At 73.0% G+C, this 15,964-nt stretch carries 13 protein-coding genes and 1 pseudogene; 8 read left to right on the top strand and 6 right to left on the bottom strand.

Going from position 1 to position 15,964, the window contains the following annotated elements:
• Positions 1 to 96: 96 nt before the first annotated feature.
• Entirely contained in the window at positions 97 to 747 is a 651-nt protein-coding gene (locus AB0447_RS08505) for a DedA family protein (protein ID WP_366475808.1), read from the bottom strand.
• Positions 747 to 1,523, bottom strand: a complete 777-nt coding sequence (locus AB0447_RS08500) for an MBL fold metallo-hydrolase (RefSeq protein ID WP_366475777.1) — start codon at positions 1,521 to 1,523, stop codon at positions 747 to 749. The genes AB0447_RS08505 and AB0447_RS08500 overlap by 1 nt, the downstream gene beginning before the upstream one ends.
• Before the next feature lie 235 nt (positions 1,524 to 1,758).
• On the opposite strand from AB0447_RS08500, the gene AB0447_RS08495 reads away from it, so the two are divergent.
• The 6 genes from AB0447_RS08495 (at position 1,759) to AB0447_RS08470 (ending at position 9,422) form a co-directional block, all read left to right on the top strand.
• Entirely contained in the window at positions 1,759 to 2,163 is a 405-nt protein-coding gene (locus AB0447_RS08495) for a hypothetical protein (RefSeq protein WP_366475776.1), read from the top strand.
• A gap of 252 nt (positions 2,164 to 2,415) precedes the next feature.
• The gene (locus AB0447_RS08490; RefSeq protein WP_366475775.1) at positions 2,416 to 4,491 is read left to right on the top strand and encodes a phage holin family protein; all 2,076 of its coding nucleotides are present in this window, start codon (positions 2,416 to 2,418) and stop codon (positions 4,489 to 4,491) included.
• Positions 4,492 to 4,602: 111 nt separating this feature from the next.
• The gene (locus AB0447_RS08485; RefSeq protein ID WP_366475807.1) at positions 4,603 to 5,955 is read left to right on the top strand and encodes an amino acid permease; all 1,353 of its coding nucleotides are present in this window, start codon (positions 4,603 to 4,605) and stop codon (positions 5,953 to 5,955) included.
• A gap of 43 nt (positions 5,956 to 5,998) precedes the next feature.
• The gene (locus AB0447_RS08480; protein ID WP_366475774.1) at positions 5,999 to 6,448 is read left to right on the top strand and encodes an SRPBCC family protein; all 450 of its coding nucleotides are present in this window, start codon (positions 5,999 to 6,001) and stop codon (positions 6,446 to 6,448) included.
• A gap of 98 nt (positions 6,449 to 6,546) precedes the next feature.
• Complete coding sequence (locus AB0447_RS08475) at positions 6,547 to 7,608, top strand: MoxR family ATPase (RefSeq protein WP_366475772.1); 1,062 nt, start codon at positions 6,547 to 6,549, stop codon at positions 7,606 to 7,608.
• Positions 7,605 to 9,422 (top strand): hypothetical protein, encoded by a 1,818-nt coding sequence (locus AB0447_RS08470; protein ID WP_366475771.1) that lies wholly within the window; start codon positions 7,605 to 7,607, stop codon positions 9,420 to 9,422. The genes AB0447_RS08475 and AB0447_RS08470 overlap by 4 nt, the downstream gene beginning before the upstream one ends.
• On the opposite strand, the gene AB0447_RS08465 is transcribed toward AB0447_RS08470, so the two are convergent.
• Both AB0447_RS08465 and AB0447_RS08460 read right to left on the bottom strand, forming a co-directional pair.
• Positions 9,410 to 10,984, bottom strand: coding sequence for an RNA polymerase sigma factor (locus tag AB0447_RS08465; protein ID WP_366475770.1), 1,575 nt, complete (start codon positions 10,982 to 10,984; stop codon positions 9,410 to 9,412). The genes AB0447_RS08470 and AB0447_RS08465 overlap by 13 nt on opposite strands.
• Positions 10,985 to 11,187: 203 nt before the next feature.
• Positions 11,188 to 11,379, bottom strand: a pseudogene (locus tag AB0447_RS08460) (SAM-dependent methyltransferase); the annotation flags it as partial.
• Between the two features lie 296 nt (positions 11,380 to 11,675).
• Here AB0447_RS08460 and AB0447_RS08455 point away from each other — a divergent pair.
• Both AB0447_RS08455 and AB0447_RS08450 read left to right on the top strand, forming a co-directional pair.
• Positions 11,676 to 12,539: a bifunctional 5,10-methylenetetrahydrofolate dehydrogenase/5,10-methenyltetrahydrofolate cyclohydrolase gene (locus AB0447_RS08455; RefSeq protein ID WP_366475769.1), complete on the top strand. Its 864-nt coding sequence runs from the start codon at positions 11,676 to 11,678 to the stop codon at positions 12,537 to 12,539.
• 192 nt (positions 12,540 to 12,731) lie between these two features.
• Positions 12,732 to 13,148 carry a hypothetical protein gene (locus AB0447_RS08450; RefSeq protein WP_366475768.1) on the top strand — a complete coding sequence of 139 codons (417 nt, stop codon included), beginning with the start codon at positions 12,732 to 12,734 and terminating at the stop codon, positions 13,146 to 13,148.
• Here AB0447_RS08450 and AB0447_RS08445 read toward each other — a convergent pair.
• Both AB0447_RS08445 and AB0447_RS08440 read right to left on the bottom strand, forming a co-directional pair.
• Complete coding sequence (locus AB0447_RS08445) at positions 13,134 to 13,925, bottom strand: helix-turn-helix transcriptional regulator (RefSeq protein WP_366475767.1); 792 nt, start codon at positions 13,923 to 13,925, stop codon at positions 13,134 to 13,136. The genes AB0447_RS08450 and AB0447_RS08445 overlap by 15 nt on opposite strands.
• Before the next feature lie 35 nt (positions 13,926 to 13,960).
• Positions 13,961 to 15,772, bottom strand: coding sequence for an FAD-dependent oxidoreductase (locus AB0447_RS08440; protein ID WP_366475766.1), 1,812 nt, complete (start codon positions 15,770 to 15,772; stop codon positions 13,961 to 13,963).
• Positions 15,773 to 15,964 lie beyond the last annotated feature (192 nt).

Here is a 15,964-nt window from a genome sequence, read left to right as displayed (position 1 = left end):
CGATCGGCCGCAGGAAGCCGTAGCGGATCGTGGCTGTGCAGTGGCCGGACCACGACGTCGCTCCGATTCCCGAGGGACGGGACCGACACCGCGGGATCAGGGCGCCGCCTCCCCCGGCCTCTGCGGCCGCAGCCGCCGCCACAGTCCGGGCACCGCGCTGATCAGGAGGGTCAGGGCGACCGCCACGGCCACGCCCTTCCAGGGCTCCGCGAACAGCGAGCCGCCCAGGATGCCGATCAGGCCGTACGTCGCGGCCCACGCCAGGCAGGCCGGCGCGTCACCGCGGGCGAAGCTCCGCATGGGCATCTGCGCCAGCAGGCAGGCCAGCATGACCGGGATCCGGCCGGCCGGGATCAGCCGGGAGACCACCAGCACCAGCACCCCGTGCTCGTCCAGCCGGGTCTGCGCCTGGGCCAGCCGATCCGGCGTGGCCCGGTTCCGCAACGCCGCCAGCCAGCGCGAGCCGTTGCGCGAGCCGACCCCGCGCCGGCCCAGCCAGTACAGCGCGATGTCCCCGAGGAACGCCGCCAGCGCCCCCACCAGGAACACCAGCAGCAGCCCGAACGGCAGTGACTGGTGCTGGTGGAGCGCCACCACCGCCGCCGAACTCACCAGCGCCCCGGTGGGAATCACCGGCACCAGCGCGCCCAGCGCCACCAGCAGGAACAGCGCCGGGTAGCCGACCGCCTGCTGGGTGGACTCCGGCGGCACCTGCTGCACCTGCTGCACCGCCTCACCGAGGAGCATCACGGCAGCAGCACCCGCTCGCCGTGTCCCGGCACCTGCACCGCCACCTTCGGCGCCCGGTGCGCCGCGGACCGCAGGAACTCCTCGCCGGGCGCGTGGAACTCGTGCGGCCGCACCGCGTCCATGCCGATCGGCCAGTACGTCCCGTAGTGCACCGGAACCGCCGCCGCCGGGGCCAGCGCCGCCAGCGCCTCCGCCGCCCGCGCCGCGTCCAGATGCCCCGGACCCAGGTAGGGGCCCCAGCCGCCCACCGGCAGCAGTGCCACATCCACCGGACCGACCTCCTCGGCCATCGAGTCGAACAGCCCGGTGTCCCCGGCGAAGTACGTGCTCGACGCGCCGTGGACCACGTACCCGAGAGCGGGGGAGAGATGCGGACCGAACGGCAGCCGCCGCCCGTCGTGCCGCGCGTTGACCACCCGGACCCGTACGCCGTCCCGTACCGCGACCTCGTCGCCCGGCGCCACCTCCGTCACCCGCAGCGCGCGCGTCCCAGCGATCCGGGCCAGCCCGGGCACCGCCCGGCGGGCCCCGCGCGGCACCAGCAGCCGGCAGCCCGGCGCCAGCCGGGCCAGCGAGGGCAGGTGCAGGTGGTCGGCGTGCAGATGGGAGACCAGCACCACGTCGGCCACCGCCGCCTCCGGCGGCGGCAGCGCCCCCCGCCGGCGCCGCAGGTGCGCCAGCCGCTGGGTGAACAACGGGTCGGTCAGCAGCCGGACCCCGGAGTCCTCGACCGTACAGGTGGCATGCCCCCACCAGGTGATCTCCACCGACACCGCGACCCCTCCCTCCTCCGACACCCTCCGACACGCTCCGGACACCCCTTGGACCCTTCCCCGGCCCATTCCCTCGGACGCACCTCGGATGCACCTCGGATGTCACTCGATCCCGAGCCTAGGCGGTGACGGGGCGGTCCGTCCGGACACCCGGACCCCCGCACCCACGCGCCGGGAGGAACGGAACCGGCCACCCCCTCCTCCCCGGAGGCCGATCGGAGTAGGGTCGGGCGGCATGGATGAGCTGCGGGTGGCCGCGATCGCCAGCCTGGTCCCGCTCGAGCAACTGGACGCCGACCCCTTCGTCGTGGACACCCGGAGCCAGCACGCCATGTGCGACCGCTGGGCCGCGGACCAGGGCTACGTGGTCACGCGGCAACTGCTCTTCTACGGGCTGCGGGCCGACCACTGTGCCCTGTGGTCGGACGTGGACGACGGGCAGGTCGACCTGTTCGTCGCCCCCAACCAGCGGGTGCTGGAGCGCGCGCTGCGCTCGGTCGAGGAGTTCACCGCGGAGTGCGCGCGGCGCGGGGTGCGCCTGGAGACCGCGGGGCTCGACGAGCCCCGCTACACCTCCGCGATGAAGGCGGAGGTGCACCGCCGGCTGTCCATGCCGACGGCCGGCTACGACGGCACCTGACGCGACGCCGGCCCCCGCGACCCGCCCGATCCACGCACCCCGCCCGCCCGCCCCGACCCGCCCGGACCCGCCCGGATCCGACCCGGATCCGCGCGGTTCCCGCCCCGTCCCGCACGCCGCCGGCGCCCCCGCCACCACCCCGGCCGCCGCCGTGCGCCGTCCTTGTCGAACCACCCGGTCAGCCGCCCTGTGCGAGGCTGGGAGAGGGGTCTCGCGGGCGGGGCGCGGGCCGGGACGGTGAGGCGGGTAGGCGTGTTCCACGGGCGGTGGCGGACCACGGGCAGCGCTCTGCTGCGGATGCTCCTGGTCTGGGCGGTGTCGACACTCACCATGCTGGTGCTGGCCGGTCTCCTGCCGGACTTCCGGCTCCAGTCCGACGACGGGGACAGCCTCACCCGGATCGCGCTGACCGCGGCCTGGGGGGCGGGCGCCTTCGGTGTGCTCACCGCCCTGGTGTGGCCGGTCGTGGTGCGGGCCCTGCTGCTGGTGCCCGCGCTGGTCCTCGGCCTGCTGGTGTTCTTCCTCAACGGCTCCCTGCTGCTGATCGCCATCGACCTGATCCCGGACGGGCGCGGCGAGGCCGCCCCGGAGACCGCCGTGGTGGTGGCCGCGGTGATGTCGGCCGTGGCCTCGGCCACCTCCACCGCCCTGGCGGTCCGCGACGACGAGGCGTACCGCAGGCGGCTCTACCGGCTGGCCGACCGCAAGCGGCGGCGCCGCGGTCGGGCCGGCGCGCCCGGGGCCGGGGAGGGCACGCCGGGGCTGGTGTTCCTTCAGCTGGACGGGGTCGGGTACGAGATGCTGCGGCACGCGGCGGGCAGCGGGCTGATGCCGACGGTGGCCGGCTGGCTGGACCGCAGCCACCGGGTGGCCTCCTGGCGGACCGACTGGTCCAGCCAGACCGGCGCCAGCCAGCTGGGCCTGCTGCACGGCTCCAACTTCGACGTGCCCGCCTTCCGCTGGTACGAGAAGGACAGCGGCGAGATCGTGGTGTGCAACCGGCCCACCAGCGCCGCCGAGCTGCAGCGCCGCGCGGTCGCCCGCACCGGGTACGGCGGGCTGCTCACCCGGGACGGGGCCAGCCGGGGCAACCTGTTCAGCGGCGGCGCCGACCAGTTGGCGCTGGTCCTGTCGGTGTCGGCCCGGCGCGGCCGGGCCAACCGGTCCCGGGCGGGCTACTTCGCGTACTTCTCCGACCCGGCCAACGCGGTCCGCACCGCGGTCTCCTTCGTCGCCGAAGTGGTCCGCGAGCTCGGGCAGTCGGTACGGGCCCGGTGGTGCGGGGAGGGGCCGCGGGTGTCGCGCGGCGGGCTGTACCCCTTCATCCGGGCCTTCGCCACGGTGGTGGAGCGCGACGTGGTGGTGGCCGCGGTGATCGGCGACATGCTGGCCGGGCGTGCCGCCGTGTACGCGGACCTGGTCGCGTACGACGAGGTGGCGCACCACTCGGGCCCCAACGGCCGGGACACCGACCAGGTGCTGGCCCGGCTCGACCGGAGTCTGGAGCTGATCGCCCGGGTTGCCGAGCACGCGCCGCGCGACTACCGGATCGTGCTGCTGTCCGACCACGGGCAGAGCCCGGGGGAGACCTTCCTGGGCCGGTACGGGCTGACGCTGAAGGACCTGGTCCGGGCGGGCTGCGGGCTGCCGGTGTCCCGGCGGGCGGGACGGACGCACAGCGGCGCGGAGGCCCGGGCGGCGGTCCGGGCGGCCCTGCACCGGCCGGTGGAGGAGGAGCCGGAGACCGTGCGGGGGCGGGAGGAGAAGGTCTCGGACCCGGTGGTGCTGGCGTCCGGGAACCTCGGGCTGATCTCCTTCCCCGACGTGCCGGGCCGGGCCACCCGGGAGCAGATCGACGGGAAGCATCCGGCGCTGCTGGCCACCCTGGCCAACCATCCGGGTGTCGGGTTCCTGCTGGTGGACGGGGTGGTGCTGGGGCCGGGCGGGGCGTCGGCGCGGCTGGCCGTACCGGGGGAGGCGGAGGAGCTGCTGGCCGGGTTCGGGCCCGGTGCGGCGGAGGCGGTGCGGCGTACCGATTCCTTCCCGCACGTGGCGGACATCATGGTCAACTCCGCGTACGACCCGGAGACCGGCGAGGTGCACGCCTTCGAGGAGCAGATCGGCTCGCACGGGGGGCTGGGCGGGGAGCAGGGGCATCCGTTCCTGATGTGGCCGACGGTGCTGTCGCAGCCGGAACCGGATCTGGTGGGTGCGGAGCAGGTGCACCGGGTGCTGCGGCGGTGGCTGCGGGAGGATTCGCGGCCGAGGGCCGACCACGGCGGAATCCTTCCTTCCGTCCAGGTGGGCGCGCAGGACGAAAACCGGTGATTTGGTACCGCCTTTGCCGTACCGGACCATATGGCGACCTGTCCACGATGTGAAACTCCGTAAGGCGCCCGACCCGTGAGCACCACCACCTCCGAAGCCCCGAGCCCGGCGATCCCGGCCCCCGGGGCTTCGAGCCCGCACGCCCGCCGCTTCGGCCTCCCCATCGCGATATGCCTGGTCATGGGCAACATCGTGGGCGGCGGCATCTTCCTGCTGCCCGCCTCCGTGGCCCCCTTCGGGAGCATCAGCCTGGTCGCCTTCGGCGTCCTCACCCTCGGCGCCGTCGCCCTCGCGCTGGTCTTCGGCCGGCTCGCCCAGCGCCATCCGCAGACCGGCGGACCGTACGTCTACGCGCGCGCCGCGTTCGGCGACTTCGCCGGGTTCCTGGCGGCGTACAGCTACTGGATCACCACCTGGGTGTCGAACGCGGCGCTCGCCGTCGCGGCCGTCGGCTACGTGTCGGTCCTCTTCCCGGCCGTGGGCGCCCACAAGTGGTCGATGTGCCTGGCGGCGCTCGCCGTGCAGTGGCTGCCGGCCCTCGCCAACCTGGCGGGCACCCGGTACGTCGGCGCGGTGCAGCTGGTGTCCACCGTGCTGAAGTTCGCCCCGCTGCTGCTGGTGGCCGTCGGCGGCCTGTTCTTCTTCGACCCGGCGAACCTCGGCCCCTTCCGGGCCACCGACGACAGCGCGGTGGGCGCGGTCTCCGCCTCGGCGGCGATCCTGCTCTTCAGCTACCTGGGCGTGGAATCGGCCGCGGTCAGCGCCGGCGAGGTCCGCGACCCGCGCCGCAACGTGGGCCGGGCCACCATCCTCGGCACCCTGGGCGCGGCCCTGGTCTACCTGCTGGGCACGGTCGCGGTCTTCGGCCTGGTCGCCCACGACAAGCTGGTCGACTCCCAGGCCCCCTTCACGGACGCGGTGAACGCCATGTTCGGCGGCACCTGGGGCGGCACCCTGGTGGCCTGCGCGGCCGTCGTCTCGATGGTCGGCGCCCTCAACGGCTGGACCCTGCTCAGCGCCCAGACCCCGTACGCGGCGGCCCGCGACGGGCTGTTCCCGAAGGCCTTCGAGACCCGGCGCCGCGGGGTCCCCGTGGTGGGCGTCATCGTGACGGTCCTGCTGGCCTCGGCCCTGACGGTCTACAACTACACGGCGGGCTCGGAGGGCGTCTTCGAGGTCCTGGTCCTGGTCACCACCTTCACCGCCACCGTCCCCTACCTGCTGTCCACCGCGGCCCAGATCCACTTCCTCGCCTCCGGCCGGTCGGACCGGGTCGACCGCGGCCGGCTGGTGCGCGACGCCGTCCTCGCCGTGCTGGCCTTCGGCTTCTCCATGTGGCTGGTGGCCGGCTCCGGCTACGCCGCCGTCTACCAGGGCGTGCTGTTCCTCTTCACGGGCGTGCTGGTGTACGCGCTGATGGCCGCCCGCAGGAAGCGCGCGGCCGGCAGCCCGGTGGGACGATGAAGGCAGCAACCATCCACCGGCACGAGAGGGTGAAGGGGGCGCCATGTCAGCGATCAAAGAGACGATCGACATCGCCCGCAGTCCCGCCGAGGTCTACTCCTACGTGACGGACCCCTCGCACATCCCCGAGTGGCAGCAGAGCGCGGTCTCGGTCATGAGGATGAGCGACGCGCCCATGGCGGTCGGCTCCCGGGTCTCGGTCACCCGGCGCATGGGCAAGCGGGAATTCACCTCGACCATGGAAGTCACCGAGATGGACCCGCCGCGGAGCTGGCACCTGCACGGGGTCGACGGCCCGGTCCGGGCCGACGTCCAGGGCAGGATCGAGCCGATCGAGAACGGCGCCGCCTCCCGGCTGACCATCGACCTCGACTTCGAGGGCCACGGAATGGGCCGGGCCCTGGTGCCGTTCGTGGTCCGGCCGGCCGCCCGCAGGGAGATGCCGCTGAACGAGGCGAAGCTCAAGACCATCCTCGAACGCGGCGCGGTCTGAAAAATTCGGGTGCGGGCGGTACATCCGGTGCGCTCCCATGGGGTGCGCTCCCCCGGAGTGCACCGGACCCGTCTCCCACCCGAAGGACACCGCCGCTCGTGCAGGCCGCCGTCACCGTCACCCCCGCCCAGATCCCCGGACTGCTGCTCGGACTCGCCACCGTACGGCCCGTGTTCCTCTGGGGGGCGCCAGGGATCGGCAAGTCCTCGCTCGTGCGGAAGTTCGCCGACTCGCTCGGGCTGGAGTGCGTGAGCCTGCTCGGGACCCAGCTCGCGCCCGAGGACCTCATCGGGGTCCCGCAGATCCGGGACGGACGGTCCGTGTTCTGCCCGCCGGAGGCCATCGCGCGCGACGAGCCGTACTGCCTCTTCCTCGACGAGCTCAACGCGGCCACGCCCGACGTGCAGAAGGCGTTCTACTCGCTGATCCTCGACCGCCGGATCGGCTCCTACGAGCTCCCCGAGGGCTCCCTCGTCATCGGCGCGGGCAACCGCGCCACCGACAACGCGCTCGCCCGGCCCATCGCCTCGGCCCTGGTCAACCGGCTCACCCACGTGCACCTGAACGCCTCGGCCACCGACTGGCTGGTCTGGGCCGGGGAGAACGGCATCCACCCGTGGATCACCGATTACCTCACCGACCGCCCCGACCACCTCTGGTCGGCGCCGCCCAAGACCGAGGAGCCGTTCTCCACCCCCCGCTCCTGGCACATGCTCTCCGACGCCCTGCACTCCTTCGGGCCGGACCTCGACGAGCAGACCCTGAAGGTGATCGCCCACGGCACGCTGACACCGGCCCACGCGGTGGCCTTCTGCGGCTACGCGAAGATCGTCCGGCACACCTTCGGCATCGAGGCGATCATGAAGGGCGACGCCTCCTGGCCGACCCGGCTGCAGGACCGCGACCTGCTCTACTACCTCGCCGAGGCATTCCGCGGGCGGCTGGTCAAGGAGCTGCCGGCGCAGAAGGAGCACGTCTCGCCCGCCGTGCGCCAGCTCGCCTACCGCTCCAAGTCGCTGCTCGTCCAGCTCGCCGAGATCTCCGTGGAGGTCGCCCAGACCGTCATCGCGGACGACGCCGACGGCCTGCCCGTCCTGCCCGCCTGGTTCCTCGTCGAGGCCGCACGCGACATGCCGCGCCTGGTCGAGGCCCGCCGGTGACCGGGACGGCGCGCGGCAAGAACACCAAGCCGGACCCGGCCGGCGAGGCGTACGCCGCCGGACTCGCCCTGGTCAAGCGGAACCCGGCCTTCGCGGCGCTGGAGGTCGAGTTCTGCCGTCGCAAGAACTGCCGGCTGTGCCCCACCGAGGGGCTGGTCGCCGTGACCTCCAACGGGTTCGTCCACGCCCACCCCGCCCGCCGGGCCGAGCCCGCCGAATGGGCCTGGGCCCTCGCCCACGGCCTCCTCCACCTCGGCTTCGGCCACGTCCCGGCCGCCGACGAGGACGACCGCGTCCAGCCGGACCCGTACGACCGGGCCGCCCGCTGCGCCGTGGTCAACCGCTTCCTGCTCACCTTCCCGGCCGGCCGGGCCCCCGACCACCTCCCCGCCGAATACCCCGGCGGCGACGAGGAACAGCTCGCCGCCCGCTGGCGGCGCGACGGCATCCCGCCCGCGCTGGAACTCTGCGGCACCGCCGGCCGCGAGCCGGACCAATGGCTGCTGAAGTGGAACCGGTCGCGCATCCAGCAGGTCCCCGACTGGCAGACCGCCTTCGCCGCCGCCCTCACCCGCAGCGTCTCCGCCGCCATGGACAGCGCCGGCGGACGCGAACCGGGAGCGAAGCGCAGGCCCTGGGACCTCGCCCTGAACTGGTTCGTGTCCTCCTACCCGCTGCTCGGCGGCCTCGCGGCCGGAATGACCGTGGTCGCCGACGCCGAGCTCGCCCGCGCCCGGGGGATCTCCATCGCCGCCGTCTCGGCCCGCGCCGGGGAGATCTACATCAACCCGCTGCGCACCTTCGACGACGAGCAGTGGCGCTTCATCCTGGCCCACGAGATGCTGCACGCCGCCCTGCGGCACGGCGAGCGCTGCGGCGCCCGCGACCCCTACCTGCACAATGTGGCCGCCGACTACGTGGTCAACGGCTGGCTGGTCGAGATGGGCGTCGGCGAGATGCCCGAGGGACTGCTGTACGACCCGAAGCTGCGCGGGCTCTCGGTCGAGGAGGTCTACGACCGGATCGCCACCGACCTGCGCAGGCAGCGACGCCTGGCCACCCTGCGCGGCAAGGGAGTGGGCGACATCCTGGGCGAGCCGCTGCCGCACCCGGAGAGCTGCCCGTACACCGATCTCGACGAGTTCTACCGGCGCGGCCTGGTCCAGGGCCTCGACCTGCACCGGGCGGGGGAGCGGGGCCTGCTCCCGGCAGGCCTGATCGAGGAGATCCGCGCGCTGGCCCACCCGCCCGTCCCCTGGGACGCGAAGCTCGCCCGCTGGTTCGACGAGTACGTGCCGCGGCCCGAGCCGGTGCGCAGCTACGCCCGGCCGGCCCGCCGGCAGGCGTCCACCCCGGACATTCCCCGCGCCGGCCGGTACTTCCCGCCCGAGGAGACGGCCCGCTGCACCTTCGGCGTGGTGCTGGACACCTCCGGCTCCATGGACCGTGCCCTGCTCGGCATGGCCCTGGGCGCCATCGCCTCGTACGCCGAAGCCCGCGACGTACCGGCCGCCCGCGTCGTGTTCTGCGACGCGGCGCCGTACGACGCGGGCTATCTGCATCCGGCTGCGATTTCCGGGCGAGCCCACGGCCGGGTCCGGGTGCGGGGGCGCGGCGGGACCGTGCTGCAGCCGGGCATCGACCTGCTGCAGCGGGCGGAGGACTTCCCGCCGGGGGCCCCGGTGCTGGTGATCACGGACGGGTGGTGCGACACCCTGCGGATCCGGCGCGAGCACGCCTTCCTGGTTCCGCAGGGTGCCTCCCTGCCGTTCACGCCCCGAGGGCCCGTTTTCCGACTGACTCAGTCGAGGTAGTCGCGCAGCACCTGGGACCGGGACGGGTGGCGCAGCTTCGACATGGTCTTGGACTCGATCTGACGGATCCGCTCACGGGTCACCCCGTACACGCGGCCGATCTCGTCCAGGGTCTTCGGCTGGCCGTCGTTCAGGCCGTACCGCATGGAGACCACGCCCGCCTCGCGCTCCGAGAGCGTGCCCAGGATGGACTGGAGCTGCTCCTGGAGGAAGGTGAAGGAGACGGCGTCGGCCGGGACGACCGCCTCGGAGTCCTCGATGAGGTCACCGAACTCGCTGTCGCCCTCCTCACCCAGCGGGGTGTGCAGGGAGATCGGCTCACGGCCGTACTTCTGGACCTCGATGACCTTCTCCGGGGTCATGTCGAGCTCCTTGCCCAGCTCCTCCGGAGTGGGCTCCCGGCCGAGGTCCTGCAGCATCTGGCGCTGCACACGGGCGAGCTTGTTGATGATCTCGACCATGTGCACCGGGATGCGGATGGTGCGCGACTGGTCGGCCATGGCGCGCGTGATCGCCTGCCGGATCCACCAGGTCGCATAGGTGGAGAACTTGAAGCCCTTGGTGTAGTCGAACTTCTCGACGGCGCGGATCAGACCGACGTTGCCCTCCTGGATCAGGTCCAGGAAGAGCATGCCGCGGCCGGTGTAGCGCTTGGCCAGGGAGACCACCAGGCGGAGGTTGGCCTCCAGCAGGTGGTTCTTGGCCCGGCGGCCGTCCTCGACGAGGATCTCCAGCTCGCGGCGGTACGCGGGCTTGTGGTCGTCCTCCTCCTCCAGCTTGTACTCGGAGAACAGGCCCGCCTCGATGCGCTTGGCGAGCTCGACCTCCTGCTCGGCGTTGAGGAGCGGCACCTTGCCGATCAGCTTGAGGTAGTCCTTGACCGGGTCGGCGGTGGCGCCGGCGACCATGACGGTCTGGGCCGGGGCGTCGTCGTCGTCCTCGTCGGACAGGACGAAGCCCTGGCTGCCGGGCTTGGCCGTGTCCTCCTCGGCGTCGTCGGCGAGGTCCTCGAAGATGTCCTCGCCCTCGAGCTCCGGAGTCTCGCCCGCGTCGCCGTCCTTGGCGGCGGTCTTCTTCGCCGCCGTCTTCTTGGTGGCCGTCTTCTTGGCGGCGGTGGTCTTCTTGACCGCGCGCTTCTTCGGCTCGGCAGCGGCCGAGTCATCGGCTCCGGCCTCGGCGGCCGCGTCCGGCTGAGCGGATATCGCCGCCGCGGCGGCCGGGGCGGCAGCGGTCTTGCGGGCGCCGATCGGACGCGGCGCGGCGGCCGCCTTCTTCACGGGGGTGCGGGCCGGAGCCGCCGCGGCCTTGCGGGGCTTCTTCGCGGCGGTCTTGGCAGCGGGGGCCGCGCTGACGTGCAGGGCGACGCCTTCCTCGTCCAGGACCTGGTTCAGGCTGCGCAGGACCCGCTTCCACTGGTCCACCGGGATGCGGCCGGCCTCGAAGGCCTGGCGCACGTCGTCACCGTTGATGTGACCCTGCTCGCGGCCGCGCTCGACGAGAGCGACCAGGGCCTCGGATTCGGCGATCTCCGGAGGGAACGTACGGGACGGGCTGAGCGACACAAGGAGCCTCTCGTTGCGAACAGATAAAGGACGGGCGGGACATCATCGCGCGGACTTCCGGAAACACCCCGAGGGGGGTGAGTATTCCGGCGCCGTGCGAGGACACCTGTCGGTTCATCGCATGCCCGAGTCGATTCGTTACGCACTGAATTGAGTGACCTGCGCCACGCTGCCAACCCGGGGTCCCGCCGAAGGGTCCGGGATCAGCCCGGTTTGCGGGCCTCGATCAAGAACCGGGACGTGTGCGCGACGAACGAGCCGTCGCGCTCGATCCGTTCGTGCAGCTCCCGCAACCGGTCCCGATGGTGGCCGACCGTGAAGCCCGGCACCATCCAGATCACCTTCCGGAGGAAGTAGATCACGGCGCCGATGTCGTGGAACTCCGCCCGCAGCCGCGAGAAATCCCATCCGTCCACGGGGACCGACTCGGCCTCGGCCACGCGGCGGTCCCCCCGGACCAAGTCTGGGGAGGTCGAAAGCGGGTGTCATGCCTTGATCGTCCCAGTTGCGGGGCCAGGTATCCAGCGGATTCCCGACGCCGGTCGACTACAGTGGGCGGCGGGCCGTGACTGGCGTTCGGGTGGATCACCACCGGGGAGCGGCCCGGCGTACCGGTGCCCTCGGGGCCCGGCCGCCGATTGCCGCGCGCCTGGGCGAACCGCTATCCCGCAGCGACGTTCAGGAGACCCCTATGACGACTGCCACCGCCCGCCTGATGGACGGCACCGCCCTCGCCCGCCGCATCACCGAGCAGACCGCCGCCCGCGCCGCGCAGATCACCGAGCGCACCGGCACCGCGCCCTGCCTGGCCACCGTGCTGGTCGGCGAGGACCCCGCCTCCGTGACGTACGTACGCATGAAGCAGAACCGCTGCGCCAAGGCCGGCATCACCTCCCGCCACGTGGAGCTGCCGGCCGAGACCACCACCGAGGAGCTCGTCGCCACCATCACGGCGCTCTCCCAGGACCCGGAGATCAGCGGGATCCTGCTCCAGCACCCGGTGCCGCACCACATCGACGAGCGCGCCGCCTTCGAGGCCATCGCCCCAGGCAAGGACGTCGACGGCGTCACCATGCACTCCTTCGCCGCCATGGGCTTCGGACTGCCGGGCTTCGTCTCCTGCACCCCGGGCGGCATCATGCGGCTGCTCGCCGAGTACGACGTGGACCTGACCGGCAAGCACGCCGTGGTCGTCGGCCGCAGCGCCATCCTCGGCAAGCCGGCCGGCATGCTGCTGCTCGAACAGCACGCCACGGTCACCTACTGCCACTCGCGCACCCAGGACCTGTCGTCCATCGTCCGCCAGGCGGACGTGCTGGTCGCCGCCGTCGGCAAGGCCGAGTTCATCCGCGGCGAGGACATCAAGCCGGGCGCCGTGGTCCTCGACGCCGGCTACAACGAGGGCAACGTCGGCGACGTGCACTTCCCGTCGGCGGCCGAGCGCGCCTCGCTGATCACCCCGGTCCCGGGCGGCGTCGGCCCGATGACCATCGCCGTCCTCCTGGAACAGACGGTCACGGCAGCCGCCACCCAGGCGGGCCTCGACCTGTCCTGAGGCCTCCCCGGCCGGCGTGATCCGCGCCGGCCGCAGCACGCCCGAGGCCGCGGACGGCACGCATTACCCGGGAGGTAATCGACCCGCGGGCGAGGCGGCGACAGAGTGGGGGCATCGGGTTCCGGGGTGGCGCACTCCACTCCGGGGCCCGGGTCCTCGTCCCCGCTTCGACCTCGATGGAGGCTGGTTCCCATGTCCGCGACCCTGCTCGGCAGCATCGCCCGGACCACCGATCCGCAGACCGTGCTCCGCCGGTTCCTCGCCCTGGACGCCGTGGTGACCGGCGCCAACGGGCTCGCGTACGTCGCCTTCTCGGCGCCGCTCGGCCGGCTGCTCGGGGTCGGGCAGGGGCTCCTGCTCGGGCTGGGCGTCCTGCTCGCGGTGTACGGGGCCGCGGTCGGGTGGCTGGCCGCGCGGCGACAGCCGCCGGTGCTCGCGGTGCGGGCCGTGATCGAGACCAACTACGCCTGGGCCGCCCTGAGCCTGCTCGCCCTGCTGGTGTGGTTCTCGCCGACCGCCGCCGGGACCGCCTGGATCCCGGCACAGGCCCTCACCGTCGCCTCCTTCGCCGTGCTGCAGCAGCTGGCGCTGCGCTCAGTGAGCCAGTGAGCGCAGGTACTTCACCGTCGCCGGGTCGGCCGGGAGCATCGTCTCGATGGCCAGCTCGGCGACGGTCACGTCCATCGGCGTGTTGAAGGTGGCGATGGACGACACGAACGACAGCAGCTGCCCGTCGTGCTCGATGACCAGTGGCAGCGCGAAGTACGGCACCGGCTCCTCCGGCGCGGTGTCGCCCGGCCGGTCCGCCACCGGGTAGGCGGCGACCTCCTCGTACAGGGCGCGCAGCGGCTCCGACCGGGCCAGCGCGATCTGCCGCTCCATCTGGGCGAGCAGGTGTCCGCGCCACTCCTTGAGGTTGTGGATCCGCGGAGCCAGGCCCTCCGGGTGCAGGGTGATCCGCATGGCGTTCAGCGGCGGGGTCAGCAGGTGCTCCGGCAGCCCATCCAGCAGCATGGTGATGCCGCGGTTGGCGGCGACCACCGTGTACGTGCTGTCCACGACCAGCGCCGGGTACGGCTCGTAGCCGGTCAGCAGCCGTTCCAGCCCCTCCCGCAGGGTGCCCAGCGACGGGTCGTCCAGCGGGGTCTGGGCGTAGTGCGGGGCGTAACCGGCGGCCAGCAGCAGCGCGTTGCGCTCGCGCACCGGCACGTCGAGGCGGTCGGCGAGCCGCAGCACCATCTCCTCGCTCGGCCGGGACCGGCCCGTCTCGATGAAGCTGATGTGCCGGGAGGAGGAGTCGGCGCGGCCCGCCAGCTCCAGCTGGCTGATGCCGCGCCGCTCCCGCCAGGTGCGGAGCAGGGATCCGACGGAGCTCGTGGTGGTCATGCTCCCGACGGTAACCGAGGGGGGACGGGCGGGGCTCAGCCCAGGTCGAACACGTTCCGCAGGCCGAGACGGTAGCGCCACTGGTCGTGCCGCTTGAGCTCCTCGATCTCCGGCGCCCGGTACAGCTTCTTGACGGTGCACCGGGGCTCGGACGAACCGTCCCGGTCCAGCAGGGCGTTGACGGCGGCCCGCGCCGAGGCGTTCGCGCCCTCCATCGTCGCCAGGTCGATGTCGACGGCCACGAAGTCCCCGCTGAGGAAGAAGTTCGGGATGCGGGTGCCGGCCGACGGCCGGTGGTGGAAGGTGCCCGTGGGGTGGATCAACAGCTCGTCCTGGTTGGTGGGGTTCGGGGTGCCCAGCCCGTCCACGCCCGGATCCAGGAACCAGGAGTGCAGGGTGCTGTCGCGCAGCAGGGTCCGGCCGCTGTCGTTGAGCGAGGCCTTCAGCTGCGCCCACACCTCGCGGGCGACCTCGTCCCGGGTGCACTGCTTGGCCGTCTTGCCGTACAGGATCCCCGGCTTGTCCCACTCCGAGATGTCCACCGACAGGCAGTCCACGGCGGCGCCGTCGCCGTAGTCGGCGGGGAAGTCGCGGGCCGGCCAGTGCTCCGCCTGCTGGATCGCCGTCAACGACCAGGGCGAGTCGATGCAGTTGAGGTGGCCGTGGACCAGCGGGGCGCGCTCGGTCAGATAGAACTGGATGCCGGTCATCCAGTCGGTCTGCAGCTTGTCGCAGCGCCCCAGCATCGGATCGGCGGCCCGCAGGGCCGCGCCCCAGGTGCGGCGGGCGTGCTCGACCGGCAGGGCGGACACGTAGTGGTCGGCGGTGACCGTCTGCCGGGCCCCGGCCGGGTCCTCCACGGTGACCCCGCTGACCCGCCCGTCCCCGTACAGCACCTCGCGTACGGTCCAGCCGATCCGGAACTCCACGCCCAGGGAGCGCAGATGGGCCTCCCACGGGTCGATCCAGGCCTCGTTGGTGGGCAGGTTGAGGATCCGGTCCGGCGGGCCGTCCGCGCCCCGGCCCAGTGCGTTGAAGACGAAGGCCTCGCCGAGGGTGCCGACGGTCCGGGTGGAGGCTTCCTCGGCCTTGGTGGCCACGATGTTGCGGGTGACTCCGATGGCGAGGATCCGCTGGTACTCGGCGGACATCCGGCCCGCCCGGGTGAACTCCCACCAGGGGGTGCGCTCCCAGACCTCGTCGCGCCGCTCGTCGCAGCTGGTGAGGAAGACCAGGGCGCGGTCGACGAAGTACGCCGTCTCGTGCAGCGGCAGCCGCACCAGGGTCTGCAGGATGCCGGTCAGGGCGCGGCGGATCTCGTCCGGGGTGAGTACGGCCGGCGCGTGGTCCTGCCAGGGGATGGGGGCGCGCAGGTCCTCGCGGCCGCCGGCCCGGGCGAACATCATCTCGCGCGGGGCGACCAGGTTGTCCCACACGCCGTTGGCGTTGCCGGGGAAGGGGATGCGGCGCATCGTGTCCGGCAGGTTGTGGTAGATGCCGGGGATGAAGCGGAAGCCGTGCTCGGCGGGGAGCGGGCGGCGGCCGCCGCGGGCGCTGCCGGGTACGTCCATGCTGCGCGCCTTGCCGCCGAGGGCGCGGCGCTCGTACACGGTCACGGCGTAGCCGCGTTCGGCGAGTTCGTGGGCGGCGGTGAGTCCGGCCACGCCGCCGCCCAGTACGGCGACCCGGCGGGTGGCGCCGGTGCCGTCGGCCGACAGGGCCGTGGCGGCCGTGGCCGGTGCCGGTGCCGGCGCGGCGTCGGCCGGCCCGGCGGCGGCCAGGGCCCCCGCCGTTCCGGCTGCCGCGCCCGCCATGAACGTACGCCTGGAACTGCCTGTACGAGCCATTCCGTGCCCCCTCATTACCGCCGGTAACAGTCACGTCCGGCGCAGGAGCATAGGGGCGGCCCCCCTGTCGCGGAAGGCGCAGAAGCACCCGCCCGCACTATGGCGCGAAACCTTCCCTCCGCCGTGCGCTGTGGGAACCTTGACTGCACGTCACGGTCACGGACACGGTCATGGGTCGTGGTCGTGGTCGTG

The sequence above is a fragment of the Streptomyces sp. NPDC051211 genome (assembly GCF_040689505.1).
Lineage (GTDB): Bacteria > Actinomycetota > Actinomycetes > Streptomycetales > Streptomycetaceae > Streptomyces.
This window is presented reverse-complemented; position numbering and strand designations above follow the sequence as displayed.